19 protein-coding genes are annotated in these 23,598 nt (G+C 63.8%); 13 read left to right on the plus strand and 6 right to left on the minus strand.

The window, feature by feature from the left end; translation table 11 throughout:
- Nucleotides 1-20 precede the first annotated feature (20 nt).
- The 6 genes from IRZ56_RS08270 to IRZ56_RS08295 all read left to right on the plus strand — a co-directional run bounded on the left by IRZ56_RS08270 (nucleotide 21) and on the right by IRZ56_RS08295 (nucleotide 6,637).
- Nucleotides 21-1,283: an ABC transporter substrate-binding protein gene (locus IRZ56_RS08270; protein ID WP_196144505.1), complete on the plus strand. Its 1,263-nt coding sequence runs from the start codon at nucleotides 21-23 to the stop codon at nucleotides 1,281-1,283.
- A gap of 109 nt (nucleotides 1,284-1,392) precedes the next feature.
- The gene (locus IRZ56_RS08275) at nucleotides 1,393-2,301 is read left to right on the plus strand and encodes a carbohydrate ABC transporter permease (protein ID WP_196144506.1); all 909 of its coding nucleotides are present in this window, start codon (nucleotides 1,393-1,395) and stop codon (nucleotides 2,299-2,301) included.
- On the plus strand, nucleotides 2,294-3,130 hold the full coding sequence (locus IRZ56_RS08280; RefSeq protein ID WP_196144507.1) for a carbohydrate ABC transporter permease: 837 nt from the start codon (nucleotides 2,294-2,296) through the stop codon (nucleotides 3,128-3,130). The genes IRZ56_RS08275 and IRZ56_RS08280 overlap by 8 nt, the downstream gene beginning before the upstream one ends.
- Nucleotides 3,131-3,133: 3 nt before the next feature.
- Nucleotides 3,134-4,279, plus strand: a complete 1,146-nt coding sequence (locus IRZ56_RS08285) for an ABC transporter ATP-binding protein (RefSeq protein ID WP_196144508.1) — start codon at nucleotides 3,134-3,136, stop codon at nucleotides 4,277-4,279.
- Between the two features lie 84 nt (nucleotides 4,280-4,363).
- On the plus strand, nucleotides 4,364-5,665 hold the full coding sequence (locus IRZ56_RS08290; RefSeq protein ID WP_230381265.1) for a carbohydrate porin: 1,302 nt from the start codon (nucleotides 4,364-4,366) through the stop codon (nucleotides 5,663-5,665).
- Nucleotides 5,666-5,782: 117 nt separating this feature from the next.
- Nucleotides 5,783-6,637, plus strand: coding sequence for a D-hexose-6-phosphate mutarotase (locus IRZ56_RS08295; protein WP_196144510.1), 855 nt, complete (start codon nucleotides 5,783-5,785; stop codon nucleotides 6,635-6,637).
- Here IRZ56_RS08295 and hexR read toward each other — a convergent pair.
- Nucleotides 6,630-7,493 carry a DNA-binding transcriptional regulator HexR gene (gene hexR / locus IRZ56_RS08300; protein WP_224459361.1) on the minus strand — a complete coding sequence of 288 codons (864 nt, stop codon included), beginning with the start codon at nucleotides 7,491-7,493 and terminating at the stop codon, nucleotides 6,630-6,632. The genes IRZ56_RS08295 and hexR overlap by 8 nt on opposite strands.
- Nucleotides 7,494-7,702: 209 nt before the next feature.
- Here hexR and zwf point away from each other — a divergent pair, with 209 nt between their 5' ends.
- Genes zwf through IRZ56_RS08315 form a run of 3 tightly spaced genes read left to right on the plus strand, consistent with a single transcriptional unit; the run spans nucleotide 7,703 to nucleotide 10,564 of the window.
- Nucleotides 7,703-9,172 (plus strand): glucose-6-phosphate dehydrogenase, encoded by a 1,470-nt coding sequence (gene zwf, locus IRZ56_RS08305; RefSeq protein WP_196144512.1) that lies wholly within the window; start codon nucleotides 7,703-7,705, stop codon nucleotides 9,170-9,172.
- A complete protein-coding gene (gene pgl, locus IRZ56_RS08310; RefSeq protein ID WP_196144513.1) occupies nucleotides 9,159-9,872 on the plus strand; it encodes a 6-phosphogluconolactonase in 714 nt (237 codons plus the stop codon). Before zwf ends, pgl begins: the two co-directional genes overlap by 14 nt.
- Nucleotides 9,873-9,889: 17 nt before the next feature.
- Nucleotides 9,890-10,564: a bifunctional 4-hydroxy-2-oxoglutarate aldolase/2-dehydro-3-deoxy-phosphogluconate aldolase gene (locus IRZ56_RS08315; protein WP_196144514.1), complete on the plus strand. Its 675-nt coding sequence runs from the start codon at nucleotides 9,890-9,892 to the stop codon at nucleotides 10,562-10,564.
- Between the two features lie 222 nt (nucleotides 10,565-10,786).
- Here the strand turns inward: IRZ56_RS08315 and leuA are convergent, their stop codons facing one another.
- From leuA to IRZ56_RS08335, 4 genes are all read right to left on the minus strand, one after another.
- Nucleotides 10,787-12,460 carry a 2-isopropylmalate synthase gene (gene leuA, locus IRZ56_RS08320; protein WP_196144515.1) on the minus strand — a complete coding sequence of 558 codons (1,674 nt, stop codon included), beginning with the start codon at nucleotides 12,458-12,460 and terminating at the stop codon, nucleotides 10,787-10,789.
- A 490-nt stretch (nucleotides 12,461-12,950) separates the two neighbouring features.
- Nucleotides 12,951-13,778, minus strand: coding sequence for a M23 family metallopeptidase (locus IRZ56_RS08325; RefSeq protein WP_196144516.1), 828 nt, complete (start codon nucleotides 13,776-13,778; stop codon nucleotides 12,951-12,953).
- Nucleotides 13,779-13,781: 3 nt separating this feature from the next.
- Nucleotides 13,782-15,161, minus strand: a complete 1,380-nt coding sequence (gene xseA, locus IRZ56_RS08330; protein ID WP_196144517.1) for an exodeoxyribonuclease VII large subunit — start codon at nucleotides 15,159-15,161, stop codon at nucleotides 13,782-13,784.
- 20 nt (nucleotides 15,162-15,181) lie between these two features.
- Nucleotides 15,182-16,087, minus strand: coding sequence for a LysR family transcriptional regulator (locus IRZ56_RS08335; protein ID WP_196144518.1), 906 nt, complete (start codon nucleotides 16,085-16,087; stop codon nucleotides 15,182-15,184).
- A gap of 97 nt (nucleotides 16,088-16,184) precedes the next feature.
- On the opposite strand from IRZ56_RS08335, the gene IRZ56_RS08340 reads away from it, so the two are divergent.
- From IRZ56_RS08340 to guaA, 4 genes are all read left to right on the plus strand, one after another.
- Nucleotides 16,185-16,940 (plus strand): sulfite exporter TauE/SafE family protein, encoded by a 756-nt coding sequence (locus IRZ56_RS08340; protein ID WP_196144519.1) that lies wholly within the window; start codon nucleotides 16,185-16,187, stop codon nucleotides 16,938-16,940.
- A 46-nt stretch (nucleotides 16,941-16,986) separates the two neighbouring features.
- On the plus strand, nucleotides 16,987-17,544 hold the full coding sequence (locus IRZ56_RS08345; RefSeq protein ID WP_196144520.1) for a sugar ABC transporter ATPase: 558 nt from the start codon (nucleotides 16,987-16,989) through the stop codon (nucleotides 17,542-17,544).
- 86 nt (nucleotides 17,545-17,630) lie between these two features.
- On the plus strand, nucleotides 17,631-19,100 hold the full coding sequence (guaB, locus tag IRZ56_RS08350; RefSeq protein ID WP_196144521.1) for an IMP dehydrogenase: 1,470 nt from the start codon (nucleotides 17,631-17,633) through the stop codon (nucleotides 19,098-19,100).
- Between the two features lie 78 nt (nucleotides 19,101-19,178).
- Nucleotides 19,179-20,756: a glutamine-hydrolyzing GMP synthase gene (guaA, locus tag IRZ56_RS08355; protein ID WP_196144522.1), complete on the plus strand. Its 1,578-nt coding sequence runs from the start codon at nucleotides 19,179-19,181 to the stop codon at nucleotides 20,754-20,756.
- Nucleotides 20,757-20,858: 102 nt separating this feature from the next.
- On the opposite strand, the gene IRZ56_RS08360 is transcribed toward guaA, so the two are convergent.
- The gene (locus tag IRZ56_RS08360; protein ID WP_196144523.1) at nucleotides 20,859-23,507 is read right to left on the minus strand and encodes a membrane-targeted effector domain-containing toxin; all 2,649 of its coding nucleotides are present in this window, start codon (nucleotides 23,505-23,507) and stop codon (nucleotides 20,859-20,861) included.
- Between the last annotated feature and the right edge of the window lie 91 nt (nucleotides 23,508-23,598).

Raw genomic sequence — 23,598 nt, forward strand, 5'->3', positions numbered from 1 at the left:
AACAAGAAAGGTTTCCCACGATGAATGCGATCACTCGTCTCGCCGCTGTCGTTTCCCTCGCTTCGCTCATGCCGATTCATGCATCCGCCGCCAGCAACGGCACCGTCGAAGTCCTGCACTGGTGGACTTCCGGTGGCGAGGCCGCTGCCGTGAACACCCTCAAGCAACAAGTCGAGAAGGACGGCTTCACCTGGAAGGACAACGCCGTGGCCGGCGGTGGCGGTGCCGCTGCCATGACCGTGCTCAAGAGCCGTGCCGTGGCCGGCAACCCGCCCGCCGCCGCGCAGATCAAAGGCCCGGACATCCAGGAGTGGGGCGCGTTGGGCCTGCTCACCGAGCTCGATGACGTGGCCCAGGCCAATCAGTGGGACCAACTGCTGCCGGCCAAGCTCACCCCCATCTGGAAATACGACGATCACTACGTGGCCGTGCCGGTGAACATCCACCGGGTCAACTGGCTGTGGGTCAACCCGCAGGTGTTCGAGAAGGCCGGGGCCAAGGTGCCCACCACCCTGGACGAACTGTTCACCGCCGCGGACAAGCTCAAGGCCGCAGGTTTCCAGCCCTTGGCCCATGGTGGCCAGCCTTGGCAGGACAGTACTGTGTTCGAGAACCTGGTGCTGGCGGTCCTGGGGCCGCAGGGTTACCACAAAGCCTTCGTCGAGCTGGACCAAGGCACCCTGACCGGCGACCAAATGGTCCAGGCCTTCAAGGTCCTGCAGCGCCTGGGGACCTACATGGACGCCAACCGCGCCGGGCGTGACTGGAACATCGCCGCCGCCGAGGTCATCAATGGCAAGGCCGGCATGCAGATCATGGGCGACTGGGCCAAGAGCGAATGGACTGCCGCACACAAGGTAGCTGGCAAGGACTACCAGTGCGTGCCATTCCCCGGCACCCAAGGCAGCTTCACCTACAACATCGACTCCCTGGCGATGTTCAAGCTCAAGGACGACAACGACATCAAGGCCCAGAACGACCTGGCCAAGGTCGCCCTGGAGCCGGCCTTCCAAACTGCCTTCAACCAGGCCAAGGGCTCGCTGCCGGTGCGCCAGGGCATGGATATGAGCCAGTTCGATGCTTGCACCCAGCAGTCGCAGAAGGACTTCCAGCAAGCCGAGCAGGGCGATGGCCTGCAGCCGAGCATGGCGCACAACATGGCCTCGTCGCTGGCCGTGCAGGGGGCCATCTTCGATGTGGTCACCAACTTCCTCAACGACCCCAAGGCCGACCCGGCCAAGGCGGCCAAGCAGTTGGGCGCGGCGATCAAGGCGGCCCAATAACGAGCCTACGCCCACAGGTGCCGCATGACCTGTGGGCAGCGCTCACTCTGTGGGAGCGGGCTTGCCCCGCGATGCGGTGCCCAGCGCCGCCATTGACTCGGTATCACTCATGAACACAGCAACCGCAACCCTGCGGGCCTCACCCCTGGACGCCTTGCAGCGCTGGCTCCCGAAACTGGTGCTGGCGCCCAGCATGCTGATTGTCCTGGTGGGCTTCTACGGCTACATCCTCTGGACCTTCGTCCTGTCCTTCACTAACTCAAGCTTCATGCCCAGCTACAAGTGGGCTGGGCTGAGCCAGTACCTCAAGCTGCTCGACAACGACCGCTGGTGGGTTGCCAGCAAGAACCTGCTGGTGTTCGGTGGGCTGTTCATCGGCATCAGCCTGGTGGTCGGGGTACTGCTCGCTGTGCTGCTAGACCAGCGCATCCGCCGCGAGGGGTTCATCCGCACTATCTACCTTTACCCCATGGCGCTGTCGATGATCGTCACCGGCACGGCCTGGAAATGGTTGCTCAACCCCGGCCTGGGCCTGGACAAGCTGCTGCGCGACTGGGGCTGGGAGGGCTTTCGCTTCGACTGGCTGGTGGATCCCGAGCGGGTCGTGTACTGCCTGGTGATCGCCGCGGTGTGGCAGGCTTCCGGGTTCGTCATGGCGCTGTTCCTGGCGGGCCTTCGCGGGGTCGACCCGTCAATCGTGCGGGCTGCCCAGGTCGACGGCGCGAGCCTGCCGAGGATCTATTTGCGCATCGTGTTGCCCAGCCTGCGGCCGGTGTTCTTCAGCGCCCTGATGATCCTCGCTCACATCGCCATCAAGAGTTTCGACCTGGTCGCCGCCATGACCGCAGGTGGCCCTGGCTATGCCTCCGACCTGCCGGCAATGTTCATGTACAACTTCACCTTCAGCCGCGGGCAGATGGGCATGGGGTCGGCCAGCGCGATCCTCATGCTTGGCGCCATCCTGGCGATCCTGGTGCCCTACCTGTATTCGGAACTGAGGAACAAGCGCCATGACTAGCCCCCGTTGGTTCGCCCCCAGCCGCCTGGCCATTCACGCCACCCTGCTGGCTGCCTGTGCGCTGTACCTGGTCCCGCTGGTGGTGATGTTGCTCACCAGCTTCAAAACACCTGAGGACATCCGTGCCGGCAACTTGCTCAGCTGGCCGGAGGTGGTCACCGGCATCGGCTGGATCAAGGCCTGGGACACCGTGGGCGGCTACTTCTGGAACTCGGTGAAGATCACCGTGCCGGCGGTGGTGCTCTCCACGCTGATCGGCGCGCTCAACGGCTATGTGCTGTCGATGTGGCGCTTCCGAGGGTCGCAGCTGTTCTTCGGCCTGTTGCTGTTCGGGTGCTTCCTGCCGTTCCAGACCGTGCTGCTGCCAGCCTCGTTCACCCTGGGCAAGCTGGGCCTGGCCAGTACCACCGCGGGCCTGGTGCTGATGCACGTCGTCTATGGCCTGGCCTTCACCACGCTGTTCTTTCGCAACTACTACTGCAGCGTGCCCGAGGCCCTGGTGCAGGCGGCGCGGCTGGACGGTGCGGGCTTCTTCACGATCTTCGGGCGCATCCTGCTGCCGATGTCGGTGCCGATCATCATGGTCTGCCTGATCTGGCAGTTCACCCAGATCTGGAACGATTTCCTCTTCGGCGTGGTGTTCGCCAGCGGCGACGCCCAGCCCATCACGGTGGCCCTGAACAACCTGGTCAACACCAGCACCGGGGTCAAGGAATACAACGTCGACATGGCGGCGGCGATGATCGCGGGGCTTCCGACCCTGCTGGTCTATGTGCTGGCCGGCAAATATTTCCTGCGCGGGCTGACCGCCGGCGCGGTCAAGGGGTGACATATGGCACGGCTCGAACTTCGCAACGTCAACAAGCGCTACGGCAGCGGCCTGGCCGATACCCTCAAGGCCATCGACCTGGGTATCGAGTCGGGTGAGTTCCTGATCCTGGTGGGCCCGTCCGGCTGCGGCAAGTCGACCCTGATGAATTGCATCGCCGGGCTCGAGGACATCAGTGGTGGCGAGATTCTGGTCGATGGCGCCGACATCAGCGGCATGAGCCCCAAGGACCGGGACATCGCCATGGTGTTCCAGTCCTATGCGCTGTACCCGACCATGAACGTGCGCGACAACATCGCCTTTGGCCTGAAGATCCGCAAGATGCCCCAGGCGGCCATCGACGAGGAGGTGGCGCGGGTCGCCAAACTGCTGCAGATCGAACACCTGCTCGGCCGTAAGCCCGGGCAGCTCTCCGGCGGCCAGCAACAGCGGGTGGCCATGGGCCGGGCCCTGGCGCGGCGGCCGAAAATCTACTTGTTCGACGAGCCGCTGTCGAACCTGGACGCCAAGCTGCGGGTGGAGATGCGCACCGAAATCAAGTTGATGCACCAGCGCCTGAAAACCACCACCGTATATGTCACCCACGACCAGATCGAGGCCATGACCCTGGGTGACAAGGTGGCGGTGATGAAAGATGGCGTCATCCAGCAGTTCGGCACGCCCCAGCAGATCTACAACGACCCGGCCAACCAGTTCGTCGCCAGCTTCATCGGCTCACCGCCAATGAACTTCATCCCGGCTCGTTTGACGAAACAGGAAGGGCGCCTGCTGGCCCTGCTCGACAGCGGCCAGGCGCGCTGTGAGTTGCCCCTGGGGCGGATGGACGCATGGGAGGGGCGCGAAGTGGTCCTGGGCATCCGTCCGGAGCAGATCGGCGTGGGAGAGGGCAATGGCCTGCCTGGCATCCGCGCCCAAGTGCAGGTGACCGAGCCCACCGGGCCGGACCTGCTGGTTTTCGTCACCCTCAACCAGGCCAAGGTCTGCTGTCGGCTGGCGCCGGATGTTGCCTGCCGGGTCGGTGACAACCTGAACCTGCAATTCGACCCGGCCCGGGTACTGCTGTTCGACGCGCAAAGCGGCGAACGTCTGGACCTTGCCGAACCGGTATCCGGGGTCACGGGCAACGTGGCGCGCTTCAAGAGTCGCTGAATCGTCTACACCATCAATAACAAGAAGAGTGAGGAACAAGGGATGGATCATCGCAAACGCATCAGGACGCTGGGGTCGCTGGCCATGCTGGCCATCGTCGGCAGCAATGGGGCACAGGCAGCCGAGGCCTTCTCGGCGGACTCGAAATGGATGACCGGCGACTGGGGCGGGACGCGCACCGAACTGCTGGAAAAAGGCTACGACTTCACCCTCGATTATGTCGGCGAAGTGGCCGGCAACCTGCACGGCGGCTACAACGACGACAAGACGGCACGCTACAGCGATCAGTTCGCCCTCGGGGCGCACCTGGACCTGCAGAAGATCCTCGGCTGGCATGACGCCGAGTTCAAGCTGGCGATCACCGAGCGTAGCGGTCGCAACCTCTCCAACGACCGCATCGGCGACCCGCGGGCCGGCCACCTCAGCTCGGTGCAGGAAGTCTGGGGCCGTGGCCAGACCTGGCGCCTGACCCAGATGTGGATCAAGCAGAAGTACTTCGATGGCGCCCTGGACGTGAAATTCGGCCGCTTCGGTGAAGGCGAGGACTTCAACAGCTTCCCCTGCGACTTCCAGAACCTGGCGTTCTGCGGCTCCCAGGTAGGCAACTGGGTAGGCGGCATCTGGTACAACTGGCCGGTCAGCCAGTGGGCGCTGCGGGTCAAATACAACATCAACCCGGAGTTCTTCGTGCAGGTGGGCGCCTTCGAGCAGAACCCCTCGAACCTGGAGACCGGTAACGGCTTCAAGCTCAGCGGCAGTGGCACCAAGGGCGCCATCCTGCCGGTGGAGATGGTCTGGTCGCCCAAGGTCAACGGCCTGCCGGGCGAGTACCGCCTGGGCTACTACTACAGCACCGCCAATGCCGACGATATCTACGAGGACGTCAATGGCCAGCCACAGGGCATCACCGGCAACGACTTCAAGTCCCACTCCAGCAAGCATGGCTGGTGGGTAGTTGCCCAGCAGCAGGTGACCGCCCACGGCGGCGACGTCAATCGGGGCCTGAGCCTGTTCGCCAACTTCACGGTGCATGACAAGGCCACCAACGTCATCGACAACTACCAGCAGGTCGGCATGGTCTACAAGGGCCCCTTCGATGCCCGACCCAAGGATGACATTGGCTTGGGCATCGCCCGCATCCACGTCAACGACGACGTGAAGAAGCGTGCCGAGCAGCTCAACGCCGCCAGTGGCATCGACGATTACGACAACCCAGCCTTCGTGCCGCTGCAGCGCACCGAGTACAACGCCGAGCTCTACTACGGCTTCCATGTCACCAACTGGCTGACCGTGCGGCCCAACCTGCAATACATCAAGAGCCCGGGCGGGGTGGACGATGTGGACAACGCGCTGGTCGCGGGTTTGAAGATTCAGTCGTCATTCTGAGAAAAATTGTTGTAAATTTACGCCATCCATTTCCGGCTTCCTCGTTTCCACTGGTCTGCGGTGGAAACGAGGCCTGAGCCGAGATAGCGCTGTCTCAAACAACAAGAGCTTGGAACCATGCCTGAACATCCGCTACATCGCTTCTTTTGCGCGCAGAGGCCTCGGCCGACGTTCGAATGGGAGCGTTACCAGCAGCGCGATGTACTGATCATCGACCACCCCCATTGCCAGGCGGTTTTCAGTCGCCAGGGCGCGCAACTCCTGCACTTCCAACCAGCGGGCGAGCGGCCCTGGCTGTGGTGCGCCGAACAGTGGCCGCAGGTGGGGGCCATTCGCGGTGGTGTGCCGGTGTGCTGGCCGTGGTACGGGCGTCACCCGAGCGAGGACCTGTGGCCGGCCCATGGCTGGGCGCGGTTGCTCGATTGGAAGCTGATGGACAGCCAGGAGGACGAGGAGGGCGTGACCCTCAAGTGGCGCCTGCAGCTGTGCGATTGGCAGGTCGACCTGCATGCTCGACTGGGCCGGCGCATGGAGCTGAGTCTGACCACCGAGCACCAGGACAGCGAGCCATGCCAGCTGAGCCATGCGCTGCTGGCCTATTGGCGAATCAGTGACGTTGCTCAGATAGCGCTGTCCGGGCTCGAGGACATCGAAGGTTATGACCGCCTGAATCGCCAGGCCTGCCGCGAAGATGGCGCTTTGAAGCTCAGGGGCGGGTGCCAGAAGGTCTACCCAGGCACGCCTCGGGTGCAATTGCAGGACCCGGCCTGGCAGCGCGAACTGTGCATCGATACCGGCGACAGCGACGATACCGTGGTCTGGCACCCGGGGCGGCGGCCGTTGGTGGGGGTCAGCGGGCGTGAGTGCCAGCGCTTCGTCTGTGTCGAAGCGGCCAGCGGCAGCGGCGAGGGCCTGAGCCTGGCGCCCGGGCAGCAGGCTCACCTGAGCCTGCAGGCGCACCGGCTCAGCTGAGTTCGTCGTCCTCGACGGGGTAGCGGCTGGCGTTGAGGCTTTCCTTGATCTTGCGCAGGTGCGGCTGGAAGTCCACGCCGCGACGCAAGGTCATGCCGGTGGCCAGTACATCGAGCACGGTGAGCTGGATGATCCGCGACGTCATCGGCATATAGATGTCGGTGTCTTCCGGCAGCGGGATGTGCAGGCTCAGGCTGCAAGCCTTGGCCAGGGGCGAGCCGGCGGCGGTCAGGCCGAGCACCGAGGCGCCGTTTTCGCGGGCGACGCGCGCCACTTCGACCAATTCGCGAGTACGCCCGGTGTAGGAGATGATCACGAATAGGTCGCCGGTGTGGGCCACCGAGGCCAGCATGCGTTGCATCAGCACGTCGGCATGGGCCGACACGGCCAGGTTGAAGCGGAAGAACTTGTGCTGGGCGTCGAGGGCCACCGGGGCCGAGGCGCCCAGGCCGAAGAAGTGGATCTGCCGGGCCTGGATCATCATGTCCACGGCACGGCTGACCTGTTGCGGGTCGAGCTGTTGGCAGGCGCTGTCCAGCGAGGCGATGGCGCTGCCGAAGATCTTCTGGGTATAGGCTGCCGGATCATCGTCGGCTTCCACCGCGCGGCTGACGTAGGCGGCGCCGCTGGCCAGGCTCTGGGCCAGTTGCAGCTTGAGCTCGGGGTAGCCACTGACGCCGAAGGAGCGGCAGAAGCGGTTGACCGTCGGCTCGCTGACCTTGGCGGCCTGGGCCAGGGCGGCGATGCTGAAGCGGGTGGCTTGTTGCGGGTTGAGCAGGATGACTTCGGCGACTTTGCGTTCGGCCTTGTTCAGCTCGTCGAGGCGTCCCTGGATCTGTTCCAGGAGGTTTCGCACGCGGTCCATGGTATGTCCTTGGGTCGGGAAGACAGCCGGCTGATGGAACAGCGGGCCGTTTGCACGGTGTCTATCGTACTGTCGGTGCCCGTGTCGCACCACTTGTGTGTGGTATTTGTCGGTAATGTTGTAGTTTTTACTACATTAGCCCTTGAAAACTGCGTTTGAAAGCGATATTCCTAGGCCAACTTTAGGAAAGAACCAACATCATGGCTGCGATCAGTGTAGAACCTTGCACCTTTGCCCTGTTTGGCGCCCTGGGCGACCTGGCGCTGCGCAAGCTGTTCCCCGCGCTCTACCAGCTCGACCGGGCTGGCTTGCTGCACCCCGATTCCCGCCTGCTGGCATTGGCTCGCGAAGCGGGAGAGGGCGAGCAGCACCTGGCGACCATCGAGGCCCACCTGCGCCGTTTCGTGCCCGATGCCGATATCGAGCCCGGCGTGCTGGGGCGCTTCCTTGGCCGCTTGAGCTACCTGCGCCTGGACTTCCTCCAGGCCGAGGGCTACCAGGACCTGGCCGGGCAGGTGGCGGCGGACCTGCCGCTGATCGCCTATTTCGCAACGCCTGCGGCCGTGTATGGGGCCATCTGCGAGAACCTGGACAAGGCCGGCCTTGCCGAACGCACCCGGGTGGTGCTGGAGAAGCCCATCGGTCACGACCTGGAGTCTTCCCGCAGGGTCAACGATGCGGTGGCGCGTTTCTTCCCGGAGAACCGTGTCTACCGCATCGACCATTACCTGGGCAAGGAGACGGTACAGAACCTGATCGCCCTGCGCTTTGCCAACAGCCTGTTCGAAACCCAGTGGAACCAGAACTCGATCTCCCACGTGGAAATCACCGTGGCCGAGAAGGTCGGCATCGAAGGCCGCTGGGGTTATTTCGACAAGGCCGGGCAACTGCGCGACATGATCCAGAACCACCTGTTGCAGCTGCTGTGCCTGATCGCCATGGACCCGCCAAGCGACCTGTCCGCCGACAGCATCCGCGACGAGAAGGTCAAGGTGCTCAAGGCCCTGGCGCCGATCACCGGCGAGGCCCTGGCCACCCGCGTGGTGCGCGGCCAGTACATCGCCGGCTACAGCGACGGCAAGCCGGTGCCGGGTTACCTGGAGGAAGACAACGCCAATGCCCAGAGCGACACCGAAACCTTCGTCGCCCTGCGCGCCGACATCCGCAACTGGCGATGGTCCGGCGTGCCGTTCTACCTGCGCACCGGCAAGCGCATGCCGCAGAAGCTGTCGCAGATCGTCATCCACTTCAAGGAGACGCCGCACTACATCTTCGCCCCCGAACAGCGTTTGCAGATCGGTAACAAACTGATCATCCGCCTGCAGCCGGACGAAGGTATTTCCTTGCGGGTGATGACCAAGGAGCAAGGCCTGGACAAGGGCATGCAGCTGCGCAGCGGGCCCTTGCAGCTGAATTTTTCCGATACCTGGCGCAGTGCGCGCATCCCGGACGCCTACGAGCGGCTGCTGCTGGAAGTGATGCGTGGCAACCAGAACCTGTTCGTGCGCAAGGATGAAATTGAATACGCCTGGACATGGTGCGACCAACTGATCGCCGGCTGGAAGAACGCCGGGGACGCCCCCAAGCCCTACGCGGCCGGTTCCTGGGGGCCGATGAGTTCGATCGCGCTGATCACTCGCGATGGGAGGGCTTGGTATGGCGATATCTGACCTGCAATTGCCGGCGACCGTGAAGGTGCATCAGCTGGCGGATTCCAACACATTGGCGGCCTCGCTGGCCCGGGACGTGGCCGAGCGGCTGCGCCAGGCCATCGCCAGCAAAGGGCAGGCCTGCGTGGTGCTGTCGGGCGGGCGCAGCCCGGTACCGTTTTTCGAGAAGCTGGCCACCGAAACGCTGGATTGGACCAAAGTCACGGTCAGCCTGGCCGATGAACGCTGGGTGCCGGTCGAGCATGCCGACAGCAATGCCGGCCTGTTGAACCGCCACCTGTTCAAAGGCGCGGCGGCCAAGGCACGTTTCCTCGGGCTGTACCGCAATGCCGAGAATCTCGAGGCCGCGGCCGAGCAGGCCGACCAGGCGCTGGCCGGGTTGCCTGCGATCGACGTGCTGGTGCTGGGCATGGGCGATGACGGCCACACGGCCTCGCTGTTCCCGGCCAGCCCCAACCTGCATGAAGGCCTGGACTTGGCCAGTCGGCGCCGCTGCCTGCCGATGCTGGCCCCGAACGTACCGCGCCAGCGCCTGAGCATGACCCGCGCCATGCTGGCCAAGGCCGCCTTCACCGCGTTGGCGGTGCAGGGCGAGGGCAAGCTCGCTACCCTGCGCGCCGCCTCGGCGGGCGAAAACCTTACTGAAATGCCGATTCGCGCTTTTCTTCACGACCCCCTGGACATCTACTGGTGCCCATGAGCCAAGGATCCACTGTCATGACCACCCTTGAACGACCACAGCCTTTGCTCTCGATGGCTGAAAAAGCCGCGAGGATCGACGCGATCTGCGAACAGGCGCGCATCCTGCCGGTGATCACCATCGCCCGTGAGGACGACATCCTGCCCCTGGCCGATGCCCTGGCTGCCGGCGGCATCCGCACCCTGGAGGTGACCTTGCGCTCCGAGCATGGCCTCAAAGCCATCCGTGTGCTGCGTGAGCAACGTCCGGAGCTGTGTGTCGGTGCTGGCACGGTGCTCGATCGCGAGATGTTCGCCGCGGTGGAAGCGGCCGGTGCGCAGTTCGTCGTCACCCCAGGCATCACCCCGGACATCCTCGAGGCTGGCGTGCAAAGCGATATCCCGCTGCTGCCGGGCATCAGCACGCCGTCGGAAATCATGATGGGCTACGCCCTGGGCTACCGTCGCTTCAAGCTGTTCCCAGCGGAGATCAGTGGCGGCGTGGCGGCGATCAAGGCCTTTGGCGGCCCGTTCGGCGATATCCGTTTCTGCCCTACTGGTGGCGTCAACCCAGGCAATGTACGCAGCTACATGGCGCTGCCCAATGTGATGTGCGTGGGCGGCACCTGGATGCTCGACAGCAGCTGGGTCAAGAATGGCGACTGGGCGCGGATCCAGGCGTGCAGCGCCGAGGCGATGGCCTTGTTGGACTGAAACCGGATTCGTTGTGTGCTACACGGCTTATGGGGCGCTTTGGTCAGCGCCCCTTTTTTTTGCCCTGGAAGCGCGCTGGGTCCCTTTAAGGTCGCTCCTACAGACGCCAATCCCTGTGGAGCGGCCTTGTGCCGCGAAAGGGCTGCATAGCAGCCCCAACAGCCCAGCAGACATAAAAAAGCCCGCATCGAAGGATGCGGGCCTTGATCACTGCGTGACGGTTTACGCCGCCTTGGCAGCCTGCTGGCTCAGCGAGCGGTTCAGGGCGCTGAACAGTGCCTTGAAGCTGGCGGTGGTGATGTTCTCGTCGATACCCACGCCATGCACCGGGCGGCCGCCGGCCACGCGCAGCTCGATGTAGGCCGCAGCCTTGGCGTTGGTACCGGCGCCGATGGCATGCTCGTTGTAGTCCATGATCTCGACCGAAATCGGCAGGCCGGCGACCAGTGCCTCCAGCGCGCCGTTGCCCTTGCCGCGCCAGTGCAGGGTGGTTTCGCCTTCGCCGGCGACTTCCACTTCCACGGCGCTGTGGCCGTTTTCTTCCTGCAGGCGATGGCTGACCAATGCATACGGTGTATTGGCCTGGAGGTATTCCTTGTGCAGCAGGCTGTAGATCTGCTGGGCGGTCATTTCCAGGCCCAGGCGGTCGGTCTCGCCCTGTACCACCTGGCTGAACTCGATCTGCATGCGGCGCGGCAGGCTGATGCCGTATTCCTGCTCGAGCAGGTAGGTGATGCCGCCCTTGCCCGACTGGCTGTTGACGCGGATCACCGCCTCGTAGCTGCGGCCAATGTCGGCCGGGTCGATCGGCAGGTACGGTACTTCCCAGAGTTCGCCGTCCTTCTGCTTGGCGAAGCCCTTGCGGATGGCATCCTGGTGCGAGCCGGAGAACGCGGTATGGACCAAGTCGCCGACGTACGGATGGCGTGGGTGCACCGGCAGTTGGTTGCATTCCTCGACGACCTTGCGCACGCCGTCGATGTCGGAGAAGTCCAGCTGTGGGTCGATGCCCTGGGTATAAAGGTTCAGCGCCAAGGTCACCAGGTCGACGTTGCCGGTGCGCTCGCCGTTGCCGAACAGGCAGCCTTCGGCGCGGTCGGCGCCGGCCATCAGGCCCAGTTCTGTGGCGGCGATGCCGGTGCCACGGTCGTTGTGGGTATGCAGGCTGATGATCACGCTGTCACGGCGGTTGACGTTGCGGCAGAACCACTCGATCTGGTCGGCGTACACGTTCGGCGTCGACACTTCGACGGTGGCCGGCAGGTTGAGGATGATCTTGTGCTCAGGCGTCGGGTTCCATACCTCGATCACGGCGTCGCAGACTTCCTTGGCGAACTCCATTTCGGTGGCGCTGAAGGTTTCCGGCGAGTACTGGAAGGTCCACTGGGTGTCTGGCTGCTGGGCTGCGTACTTGACGAACAGCTTGGCTGCGTTGACTGCGATGTCCTTCACGCCTTGCTTGTCCTGGTTGAAGACGATACGGCGGAACGACGGGCAGGTGGCGTTGTACAGGTGCACGATGGCCTTCTTGGCGCCGCGCAGGGACTCGAAGGTGCGGGCGATGAGGTCTTCGCGGGCCTGGGTGAGCACCTGGATGGTGGTGTCGTCCGGGATGTGGCCGTCTTCGATCAGGGTGCGCACGAAGTCGAAGTCGGTTTGCGAGGCGGACGGGAACGCGGCCTCGATTTCCTTCACGCCCACCTGCACCAGGGTCTTCCAGAAACGCAGCTTCTTCTCCGAGTCCATCGGCTCGATCAGCGACTGGTTACCGTCACGCAGGTCGGAGCTGCACCAGATCGGCGCCTGGGTGATGGTCTTCGACGGCCAGGTGCGGTCAGGCAGGTCGATGGTCGGGAACGCGCGGTATTTCTTCGAAGGGTCTTTGAGCATGGTCATGGAAGCAATCCTTTAGTGTGCGGCCGTGATCGGGCCTGCCGAACGTAACGAGATGAAAAGGCGAGGCGACGCGATTCACCCTGGTAGTCGTGCACTGACCAGGCAGAGGCTGCGGTGTTGGCGAAGCAGAATGAGGGTGTTGGAGGTTTTCATGCCTCAACCCTAACCAGTGGGGTGAGAGATGGCAAGCCTCTGTGAAAAATTGATAGAAATGCTCAAAAAACCCAGGCTTTCGAGATTTTATCGCTCATTGCTTTGGAAAAGGCAGCGTCGCTTGCGCGGTCTTTACAGGGGGCGCAAATGCCGTCGGGTAGGCTGGCCCGATCGCGGGACAAGCCCGCTCCTACAGGGGGGCGGCGCTAGCCGCTTGTTCTCTGCGCGACAGCGCAGCCCGAAAGGCTGGGCAATCTCCCACAGGTTCACTGCGCGACTCGAGTCAACATGAAACCTGTGGGAACGGGCTTGCCCCGTGACGGGCGTACCGCAGTGTTCAGGGCTGGAAGGCGCCAATGAAGATCGCCGGGTCGACCCGTGCATCGTTGAGGCTGACGTTCCAATGCATGTGCGGCCCGGTCGCCCGCCCAGTTGCGCCCACGCGGCCGACCACCTCGCCGCGGCGCAGTGCCTGGCCCGGTTTCACGTCGATCTTCGACATGTGGCAGAACATGCTGATGAATCCCTGGCCGTGGTCGACGAACACGGTGCGGCCATTGAAGAAGTAGTCGCCCACCAGGATCACCTTGCCATTGGCCGGGGTCTTGATCGGCGTGCCGGCGGGTACGGCGAAGTCCAGGCCGGCGTGGGGGTTGCGTTCCTCGCCGTTGAAGAAGCGGCGCACGCCGAACTTGCTCGACAAGGGGCCGGTGACCGGCTTGTCGAGGATCAGGTTGCTCGGCAGCGTAGGACTGAAGCTGCGGTAGGCCTTGATCTGCTCGGCAAGCTCGCGGTCGATGCGCTTGAGGTCGGCGGGGTTGGGGTTGACCTGGCGCTTGTTCTTCAGGGTGATGTGCTGCTCGGGGTATTTCTTGCTGGCGACGTTGAAGGGCAGCGTGCGAGCGCCCTGGGTAATCACGGCCGTGCCGGGTTTCTGGGTCAGCGGGATGCCGACGATGGCCAGCCAGTTGCCCTGCTCCTGGACCACCAGTACCGGCTTGCCGTCGAAACGTGCGGCGGGCGCAGTGGCGGCGGGGCCGAGGTTGACCACTGCCACGCCGCCGGGCACCGGCTTGTTCAGCTGGCGGGTGATGTAGCTGGCCTGGGCATGGGTGCCGAGCAACAGCAGGGAAAGGGCGAGCAAAGGCGCGAGCAGGCGGGGCATGTGTCAGTCCAGTAGCGAAAGGGTGACCGGGGTCTGGTGGTTGTCCTCGACCCGCACTTTGAGCTCGCCTTCGTTCAGGCGTGCGGTCAGGCGCTGGCCGTTGTGGGTCTGGGCGGCGCTGCGGATGGCCTGGCCGTGCTCGTCGAGCAGGATGCTGTAGCCACGCGCCAGGGTGGCCAAAGGGCTGACCACCTGCAAGGTCTGCAGCTGTGCCTGGAAGCGCTGGCGGCGGTCCTTGAGCACGTCGCGCATCGCCCGCGGCAGGCGTTCGGCGAGGGTGTCCAGGCGTTGGCCGAGCAGCTTGAGCGCCCGGCCCGGGTGTTGGGCGGCCAGGCGCGTGTCGAGGCGGCCCAGACGTTCGTGGCGCTGGTTCATGGTGAGCATGAAAGCGCGGCGCAGGCGCATGTCCAGGTCATCCAGGCGCTGGGCCTGCTGGCGCAGGCGCTCGCCGGGGTGGCGCAGGCGCCGGGCCAGGCCTTCCAGGCGCAGGTGATCATGGGCCAGGCGGTTCTTCATGCGCAGCAGCAGGCGGCGCTGCAGGCTGTCGAGGCGTTGCTGCAGGCCACTGCTGTCCGGCGCCAGCAGCTCGGCGGCGGCGGAGGGCGTCGGTGCGCGCACGTCGGCGACGAAATCGCTGATCGACACGTCGGTCTCATGGCCCACTGCACTGACGATGGGCGTCACGCAGGCGGCCACGGCACGGGCCACGTCCTCTTCGTTGAAACACCACAGGTCTTCCAGCGAACCGCCGCCGCGGGCCAGGATCAGGGCGTCGTAGCCTTGGCTGTCGGCCAGGCGCAGGGCGCGGACGATCTGGCCGATGGCCTCGCGCCCTTGCACGGCGGTGGGGATCAGGTTCAGTTCGACCTGTGGCGCGCGGCGGCGGAACACGCTGATGATGTCGCGGATCACCGCGCCCGTGGGCGAGGTGACGATGCCGATGCGTTGCGGGTGGGCCGGCAGCGGTTTCTTGCGTTCGGCACTGAACAGGCCCTCGGCACCGAGCTTTTCCTTCAGTGCCTCGAAGGCCAGGCGCAAGGCGCCGTCGCCTGCTGGTTCGACGGTGTCGAGGATCAGCTGGTAGTCGCCACGCCCCTCGAATAGCGAGACCTTGCCGCGCACGCGCACGGCCAGGCCATCGCGCAGGGCCTGGCGCACACGCGCGGCGTTCTGCCGGAACAGTGCGCAGCGCACCTGGGCGCCGCTATCCTTGAGGGTGAAATACATGTGCCCGGAGGCCGGGCGGGCGAGGTTGGAAATCTCGCCTTCCACCCAGACGCTGCGGAACACGTCCTCCAGCAGCACGCGGGCGCGGCCGTTGAGCTGGCTGACGGTGAGGACCTCGCGGTCCAGCCCGAGTCGTTCGAAGGGGTCTCTGATCATGGCGGGCATGATAAAGGACATCACACCTGGTTGTCTGTGCTGGCGCTCGAGCCTTGCATCGCCGAGACGAACTGGCGCACCAGGTCCCCGGCCTCTCGTCGACACGCCAGGGCTACGGTGCTCTGGCAAGGCTCATCCAGCGGTACGAAGTGCACCGAGGCCGGCGCAATGTCGCGCATGCACGCCGGCAACAGCGCCACTCCGAAACCGGCCTGGATCAGTTGCAGTTGGGTGGTCTTGCGAGAAACGACCTGCGCGGCCCGGGGAAAGAACCCCGCCTTCATGCACAACGAAGCGGATAGATAGCTCAACCCCCCTCGCTGCCGATGGGGGATGGAGATAAAGCGCTCCTCATGCAATCGCTCCAGGTCCACCTGCGTGGCGTTTGCCAGTGGATGACTTGCCGCCACGGCTAGCAGCAACGGCTCGCTGAACAAGATATGGGTTTCCACGTCCTGATGTTGGCGCAATACGGGCAGGCGAAGCAGGCCGATTTCCAGACGTCCTTCGGCGATATCTTCCAACTGCGCTTCCGACGATTGCTGAGCGATCTCCAGGGAAACGCCGGGGTTGGCCTCCAGATAGCCGCCCAGGCGCTCGAGCAGCCGTCCGGTCAACGGAACGGTGCTGGAGTGATTCAGGCGCAAGCTGCCGCGCAAGCCCTGGCCAATCTCCCGGGCCAGGCGTTCGGCCTTGTCCAGGTCAGCCAGCAGGTGTCGGGCGCGGTCGAGAAACGCCAGTCCGGCCGCGGTCAGGCGTGGCTGGCGGGCAGTACGCTCGAACAGCGGCGTGCCAAGCTGCTGTTCCAGCTCCTTGATCTGCCGGCTCAAGGCCGATTGGGCAATGTACAGCCGCTCGGCAGCTGCGCTGAAGCTGCCGTTCTCGGCAATTTCCACGAAATAGCGCAATTGGCGAATGGAAGTCATGGCATGCCTTTTCGAGATGGCTGAGGGCGCAAAGGCATATTAGTCGGCATGGCTCATGCCTGGCTAACCTATCTGCGTCTTGTCAGGGATCACGCCCATGCTTGCCCAACTGCCGTTTTCCGGTCTTGATTGGTTGCCCATCCTGCTAGGGGTCGGCATTGCCTACATCGTCTTTGGCATTGCTGGCTTCGGCACGGCCTTGGTGGCAGGGCCGATACTGATTCATTTCATGCCGTTGTCGCGGATCATCCCGCTGCTGGTGCTGTTGGACTTCGTGGCAGCCTTCGGTAATTGGCTACCCTCGCGCAGGGCGGTGGCGCGCAGCGAGCTGTTGAGGCTGCTGCCGTGCATGGCGGTGGGCTGCACCCTGGGGGTGGTCTTCCTACTGCATTTGAAGTCAGACCTTCTGTTGTTGCTGATGGGACTGTTCGTGACGGGGTATGCCGTGTATGGCCTTGCGATAAAGGTGCGGCCCGCGCGGTTGGCAGGCGCCTGGGCCGTGCCGATGGGCGCGGCGGGCGGGTTGTTCGGCGCTTTGTTCGGCAGCGGGGGTTTTCTTTATGCGATCTATCTCAATGCCCGGCTGGACTCCACGGAGCAGGCGCGTGCGACCCAGAGTGCGCTGATCAGCTGTAGCACGGTGGTGCGCCTGTCGCTGTTTCTCATCGCCGGAGCGTATGCCGATGCCCACCTGTTATGGCTCGCGGCATGCTTGCTACCGGTGATGGTCGTCGGGCTCTGGTTAGGTCGGCACCTGAGCCAGAAGCTGTCCCGTGAGGCCTTCGTGCGCTTGGTCACCTGGTTGGTGCTGGCCAGCGGGCTGGCGCTGATCGGTCGCTACCTCGGTGGTTGAGCGGTAGAATCTCATCACTACCGCAGTCCGCAGGCCCGTTTCGTTCATGAACACCCAGAGCATCATCGTCCCCAAACTGTCCACCGTGCCGGTGCACGAAGCCCGCGCCCGGGCGATCCTGCGTTGGCTGGTGCGCGAGAAGATCGTCGAGGAGCAGCTCAGCACCTGTGGGCGCACTGGCAATCGCATGGGCCATGCCCTGGCCGAAGGTGCCCGCAAGGTGGCGCTGCACCCCGAGAAGCTCCCCTTCGGCGAACAGGTCAACGGCCTGGAGGTGATGCTCAAGCGCTGCATCTATACGCCCACCGAAGGCTTTCTCGAAGAGGCCGGCTGCCCTGAATGCCGGCGTGAGGTCGGCGAGCCGCTGTTCGAAAGCCTGGAGGAATGGATGCCCGGGGTGACGGACAACTTCACCTGTCCCCTGTGCGGTTTCGAGGACGACATCAACGGCTTTCTGTTCCTGCAGCCGTGTGCCTTTTCCAACCTGGGCTTCATCTTCAACAACTGGGGCGAGGCCGGGTTCACCCAGGCCTTTCTCGACAGCTTCGCCGACTGGCTGGACCAGCCGGTGGCAGTGGTGCAGGTAAAACTGCCGCAAGGCTGACCGAAGGCCCTTATTTTGCATTGAGCGGCGCGCCGTGGATGAGTATAATGGCGCGCTTCCATTTTTCCCGCCCGGGAGCCCCCGCGATGCTGCGTATCAGCCAAGAAGCCCTGACCTTCGACGATATCCTCCTTGTACCTGGCTATTCCGAGGTACTGCCCAATGAAGTCAGTCTCAAGACCCGTTTGACCCGCGGCATCGAGCTGAACATTCCGCTGGTCTCCGCCGCCATGGATACCGTGACCGAAGCGCGCCTGGCCATCGCCATGGCCCAGGAAGGCGGCATCGGCATCATCCACAAGAACATGACCATCGAGCAGCAGGCTGCCGAAGTCCGCAAGGTCAAGAAGTTCGAGGCCGGCGTGGTCAAGGACCCGATCACCATCGACGCCGACGCCACCGTGCGCGACCTGTTCGACCTGACCCGCCTGAACAACATCTCGGGTGTTCCGGTGCTGGAGAACGGCGACCTGGTCGGTATCGTCACCTCCCGTGACGTGCGTTTCGAAAGCCGCCTGGACGCCAAGGTGCGCGAGGTGATGACGCCCAAGGAGCGCCTGGTCACCGTGCGTGAAGGCGCCGACAAGAACGAAGTCCGCGAGCTGCTGCACAAGCACCGCCTGGAAAAAGTCCTGATCGTCGACGACAAGTTCAACCTCAAAGGCATGATGACCGTCAAGGACATCGAAAAAGCCAAGGCCTACCCGCTGGCCAGCAAGGACGACCAGGGTCGCCTGCGCGTTGGCGCCGCGGTCGGCACCGGCAAGGACACCGGCGAGCGTGTTGCCGCCCTGGTTGCCGCCGGCGTCGACGTGGTGGTGGTCGACACCGCCCACGGCCACTCCAAGGGTGTGATCGACCGCGTTCGCTGGGTCAAGCAAACCTACCCACAGGTGCAGGTGATCGGTGGCAACATCGCCACCGGTGCCGCTGCCAAGGCCCTGGCCGAAGCCGGTGCCGACGCGGTCAAGGTCGGCATCGGCCCAGGCTCGATCTGCACCACCCGCATCGTCGCCGGTGTCGGCGTGCCGCAGATCAGCGCCATCGCCAACGTCGCCGCCGCGCTGGAAGGCACAGGCGTGCCGCTGATCGCAGACGGTGGCATCCGCTTCTCCGGTGACCTGTCCAAGGCCATCGTCGCGGGCGCCTCGTGCGTCATGATGGGTTCGATGTTCGCCGGTACCGAAGAGGCCCCGGGCGAGGTCGAGCTGTTCCAGGGCCGTTCCTACAAGGCCTATCGCGGCATGGGCTCGCTGGGCGCCATGGCGCAGGCCCAGGGTTCCTCGGACCGCTACTTCCAGGACTCCTCGGCCGGTGCCGAGAAGCTGGTTCCGGAAGGCATCGAAGGCCGTGTGCCCTACAAAGGTGCCTTGGCGGCGATCATCCACCAGCTGATGGGCGGCCTGCGGTCTTCCATGGGCTACACCGGCAGCGCGACCATCGACGAGATGCGCACCAAGCCGGAGTTCGTGCGCATCACCGGTGCCGGCATGGCCGAGTCCCATGTGCATGACGTACAGATCACCAAGGAAGCGCCAAACTACCGCGTAGGTTGAGGCTTCCAGCAACACCTGTTAGCGGGGCTGTCATGACAGCCCCGCGTCGTTTCCGATTTCCACTGACGAGATTGAGTCATGGCCCTCGACATTCACGCTCACCGCATCCTGATCCTCGATTTCGGTTCCCAGTACACCCAGCTGATCGCCCGCCGCGTGCGCGAGATCGGTGTCTACTGCGAACTGCACCCGTTCGACATGGACGATGAAGCGATCCGTGCCTTCAACCCGCGCGGCATCATCCTTGCCGGCGGCCCGGAGTCCGTTCACGAAGCCAACAGCCCGCGCGCGCCGCAGGCCGTCTTCGACCTGAACGTCCCGCTGCTGGGCATTTGCTATGGCATGCAGACCATGGCCGAGCAGATGGGCGGCAAGGTCGAAGGTTCCGACCTGCGCGAATTCGGCTACGCCCGCGTCGACGTGGTCGGCAAGAGCCGCCTGCTCGATGGCATCGAAGACCATGTCGACGATGACGGCGTGCTCGGCCTGGACGTGTGGATGAGCCACGGTGACAAGGTCACCCAGATGCCGGGCGACTTCAACATCCTGGCCAGCACCCCGAGCTGCCCGATCGCCGGCATGTTCGACGACGCCCGTGGCTACTACGGCGTGCAGTTCCACCCGGAAGTGACTCACACCAAGCAGGGCGGTCGCATCCTGTCCCGCTTCGTGCAGGATATCTGCGGCTGCGAAGCCCTGTGGACCCCGTCCAACATCGTCGAGGACGCCATCGCCCAGGTGCGCGAGCAGGTCGGTTCGGCCAACGTGCTGCTGGGCCTGTCCGGCGGCGTCGACTCCTCCGTGGTTGCCGCGTTGCTGCACCGCGCCATCGGCGACCAGCTGACCTGCGTCTTCGTCGACAACGGCCTGCTGCGCCTGCACGAAGGTGACCAGGTGATGGCCATGTTCAAGGAGAACATGGGCGTCAAGGTGATCCGCGCCGACGCTGAAAAGCAGTTCCTCGACAACCTGGCCGGCGAGGCCGACCCGGAGAAGAAGCGCAAGATCATCGGCCGCACCTTCATCGACGTGTTCGATGCCGAGGCCAGCAAGCTGGAGAACATCCAGTTCCTCGCCCAGGGCACCATCTACCCAGACGTGATCGAGTCGGCTGGCGCCAAGAGCGGCAAGGCGCACGTGATCAAGTCGCACCATAACGTCGGTGGCCTGCCTGAGGAAATGAACCTCAAGCTGGTCGAGCCGCTGCGCGAGCTGTTCAAGGACGAAGTCCGCAAGATCGGCCTGGAGCTGGGCCTGCCGTACGACATGGTCTACCGCCACCCGTTCCCGGGCCCGGGCCTGGGCGTGCGTATCCTCGGTGAAGTGAAGAAGGAATACGCCGACCTGCTGCGTCGCGCCGACCACATCTTCATCGAAGAACTGCGCAAGGCTGACTGGTATCACAAGACCAGCCAGGCGTTCGTGGTGTTCCAGCCGGTGAAATCCGTCGGCGTGGTCGGCGATGGCCGTCGCTACGCTTGGGTCGTGGCCCTGCGCGCCGTCGAGACTGTCGATTTCATGACCGCTCGCTGGGCACACCTGCCGTACGAGCTGCTGGAAACCGTCAGCGGTCGTATCATCAACGAAATCGATGGTATCTCGCGCGTCACCTACGACGTGTCGAGCAAGCCGCCAGCCACCATCGAGTGGGAATGATCCCGCGTCCGGCATAGACCGGCGGCGAGTGGCAAAAAATACCCCGGAAGCCCGCGTAATTGCGGGCTTTCGGCTTTTTGGGGGAAAGGTTCCGGTGGTGCATTACATCCAGGGGCGAGTCAGCGGTACTTTCAGCAGGAGGTCGCTGGTGACGGGGTAGGTCTGGCCGTCGAAGGAATCTTCGAAGCCTGCGTCGGGGGCTATGGTCCGGGGTTGGGTGATCTCGACATCCTGGACGCGCAAGCCAAGGGTGCCTTGCAGTTCGCTAAGGCCTGGCACACCTTCGAAGGTATTGGCGTGTGTGTTGCCCACGAGCGCCAGCCATTTCGTCGTCCCACGTCGTGCCTGGTCGGCCTGGATGACTCGGTGGGCAAAGAAGTTCATCATCCTTTGGCGGGCGTCAGGGAAAGGCGGCTCTTCCCAGACCGGGCGGTAGGAGACCAGGCAGTCGATGCCCTGGACCCTGATGTTGCGGCTATAGGCTTGGTACAGCACTTTCTTCAGCGTGTATGGCGTCGGCTCCAGCGAAGCGCGGGCGTCGTGCGCCTCTATGTAGGTTTTGAGGTCTGCCGGCAGTACGCCGGTGCGATTGAAAACGTCCAGTTCGGCCTGCTGGAAGTCGATCATGAAATGCTCCAGGTACAGCACCCTGATGCCCTGATTCTTCAATTGCTGCATGTTTTGAATCAGGAACTGCTTGGCACCTTGCTCGACGTGCGACTCGCCGATGACCAATCCCGGTGACTGCTCATACAGCTTCTGAAGGATCTCGCGGGAGCCGCTCGTGCTCGAGAACTCCGGTATGCGTGGGCGTGGAGGTTGCTGGAAGGTGGCATAGAACCGTGTCGCGTCCGCAGCCATTCGGTCGCGTAGCTGTTGGTATACCCTGGCGCCAGGGTCGAGCATTGCCCATTCACCTTCGCCACGTAACGCAAACCTTTCGAAAGTTGCCCGCTGTGCCTCGGGTATTTCATAGGGCAGCGGGTCCAGCGCTGGCAGGGCTGGGCGTGGATGCAGGCGCCCCCAGGCCCTAAGCAGGAACCTGGGTGTGCCGCCTTTGAGCCCCATGCGTTCGATGAACTGCCAGTTACCATCGGCATCCTGAACGATGGGAATGTTGCGTGTGAACGAATAAGGGTTTTCCGGATCGATCACGACCCAGGTATTGATCTCGCCGGCGTAGCGCACTTGGTAGGGCAGGTCATCGATGACCACGTAGCGCTTGCCGTCCTGGCTGTGAACGGTAGTGCTCGCGTCATCGGCCAAGATGACATTGCTTTCGAATGCTTCGGCCAGCTGCAGTGGTGCGGACGGTTGGAACGCTTCGGGGACCCAATGCTGGAGCTCCTCGGGGGCGGCGGGTTCAAGCGGGTCTTGCGGTGTTTGCGCCGATGGCGCGTCGCCATCTTCACCTTCCGTTGTACTTGTCTCGGCCATTTCACCTGCATCATTCACGCCGGCCGAACGCAACATCAGGATATCGAACAGCGTATTGATCGCCGCCACGATCGCAGCGATGGCTCCCTCCTGACGGTCCGCGGTGGTATGGCCGTTTATGGCCTGGTCGATGTCCAGCCCGGTCTCGGCCAGGCCTGCCCCTGTCGCAGCCAATGCCAGCGGCCAATCGAGGGCTGCCAAGGGGGCGAATACCTGGTTGAAGGCACGTAGGTAGCCGACCCACAGCTGTTTACGCAGGTCCGCATTGGAGCGCAGGGCGAAATGAGCGTCCTCGATCATTCGCTGGCGTGCCGCGTCGCGAAGATGGTTGAAGGCGTCCAGGGTCAAGGGGCTGTCCAGTGTATCGAGGCCCTTGGGATGCTTGGCATCCCATTGGCATCTCATGATGTCGAGCAGGTGCCCCAGGCCGACATTGGGGTCGTGCTCCCCATGGCTGGCCAGGGGGAAATGGCTCAGGAAGCGTGCCCGCGCAGCCGGCTCCCGGGTGGTTGCCAGAACCCAGCCGTAAAGGTCCCGCTCGCTGGCGAACAGTTTGAGGGCCTCGTCTTCGCCAGGGAGATAGAGCAACTGGTAGCCGTCGTCCATGACGACTCGCAGCACATCACTGGCAACATAGCCGCCGATGTCGAAGGTGTGCACCTTGCACGTGCCAGTAGGCGTGGTTGTCTGGCGAAGCTGTTGCAGGGTGGGGGGCCATCCGTGTATGCCGGCCAAGGCTTTGGCGACCAGCAATGCGCGCCTGGCCAGCAGGTTGTCTCCTTGCCGGGCTCGCACTTCCAGTAACGTACTGAGGAAGCGTGCCTTGGCCAGGGTGCGATAGTCATCGTCATGCTGCGCCCAGAACGTCGCCAGGCGCTGATGGTACTGGCTGCTGAAATCGATCTGCCAAAAGTAGTCGAGGGCATCCTTGGGCAGCAGGCGAACCTCGTTGTGTTCGTCATAGACGCCCTTGCCTGGGCCATCTCTGTAAAAGCCCGCATAGACGTCGAGCTGGTCGCTGTTGTCCTGTTCGGTGGGGGTGAAACGATGCATTACCAGTTTGGGCAAGGTCAGTGACAGGTAGGGCTTGGCATGATGTTGCCAACCGCTGAAGGTGCGCGGGCTGCTCGCGGCGGTGTGGAAGCGATGAAAATAGACATGGTCCGGTTCAAGCGTCGATAAACCATGGTGGTGCAACAGGGCCTGGGCGATTTCCCGTGCCATTTGGCGCATGTCGGGGCAGGCCTGGATGACCTGCTTGGCGATCTGGTTCAGTGCTTGACGGTCATTTTGTTGCTGCTGAGTCAGGGACATGAGCGTCCTCGTGGTCGTCGAAAGGGCTTGCAGGGTGCTTTTTTGTGGCAGGGTACAAGCGGTAGATAGTGCTACCTGGACAGACTTCACT

Source organism: Pseudomonas guariconensis, from assembly GCF_015680235.1.
GTDB lineage: Bacteria > Pseudomonadota > Gammaproteobacteria > Pseudomonadales > Pseudomonadaceae > Aquipseudomonas > Aquipseudomonas guariconensis_A.

Coding starts and splice junctions, on each gene's coding strand:
- IRZ56_RS08270 (WP_196144505.1), top strand. CDS start 21: ATGAATGCGATCACTCGTCTCGCCGCTGTCGTTTCCCTCGCTTCGCTC.
- IRZ56_RS08275 (WP_196144506.1), top strand. CDS start 1,393: ATGAACACAGCAACCGCAACCCTGCGGGCCTCACCCCTGGACGCCTTG.
- IRZ56_RS08280 (WP_196144507.1), top strand. CDS start 2,294: ATGACTAGCCCCCGTTGGTTCGCCCCCAGCCGCCTGGCCATTCACGCC.
- IRZ56_RS08285 (WP_196144508.1), top strand. CDS start 3,134: ATGGCACGGCTCGAACTTCGCAACGTCAACAAGCGCTACGGCAGCGGC.
- IRZ56_RS08290 (WP_230381265.1), top strand. CDS start 4,364: ATGCTGGCCATCGTCGGCAGCAATGGGGCACAGGCAGCCGAGGCCTTC.
- IRZ56_RS08295 (WP_196144510.1), top strand. CDS start 5,783: ATGCCTGAACATCCGCTACATCGCTTCTTTTGCGCGCAGAGGCCTCGG.
- zwf (WP_196144512.1), top strand. CDS start 7,703: ATGGCTGCGATCAGTGTAGAACCTTGCACCTTTGCCCTGTTTGGCGCC.
- pgl (WP_196144513.1), top strand. CDS start 9,159: ATGGCGATATCTGACCTGCAATTGCCGGCGACCGTGAAGGTGCATCAG.
- IRZ56_RS08315 (WP_196144514.1), top strand. CDS start 9,890: ATGACCACCCTTGAACGACCACAGCCTTTGCTCTCGATGGCTGAAAAA.
- leuA (WP_196144515.1), bottom strand. CDS start 12,460: ATGACCATGCTCAAAGACCCTTCGAAGAAATACCGCGCGTTCCCGACC.
- IRZ56_RS08325 (WP_196144516.1), bottom strand. CDS start 13,778: ATGCCCCGCCTGCTCGCGCCTTTGCTCGCCCTTTCCCTGCTGTTGCTC.
- xseA (WP_196144517.1), bottom strand. CDS start 15,161: ATGATCAGAGACCCCTTCGAACGACTCGGGCTGGACCGCGAGGTCCTC.
- IRZ56_RS08335 (WP_196144518.1), bottom strand. CDS start 16,087: ATGACTTCCATTCGCCAATTGCGCTATTTCGTGGAAATTGCCGAGAAC.
- IRZ56_RS08340 (WP_196144519.1), top strand. CDS start 16,185: ATGCTTGCCCAACTGCCGTTTTCCGGTCTTGATTGGTTGCCCATCCTG.
- IRZ56_RS08345 (WP_196144520.1), top strand. CDS start 16,987: ATGAACACCCAGAGCATCATCGTCCCCAAACTGTCCACCGTGCCGGTG.
- guaB (WP_196144521.1), top strand. CDS start 17,631: ATGCTGCGTATCAGCCAAGAAGCCCTGACCTTCGACGATATCCTCCTT.
- guaA (WP_196144522.1), top strand. CDS start 19,179: ATGGCCCTCGACATTCACGCTCACCGCATCCTGATCCTCGATTTCGGT.
- IRZ56_RS08360 (WP_196144523.1), bottom strand. CDS start 23,507: ATGTCCCTGACTCAGCAGCAACAAAATGACCGTCAAGCACTGAACCAG.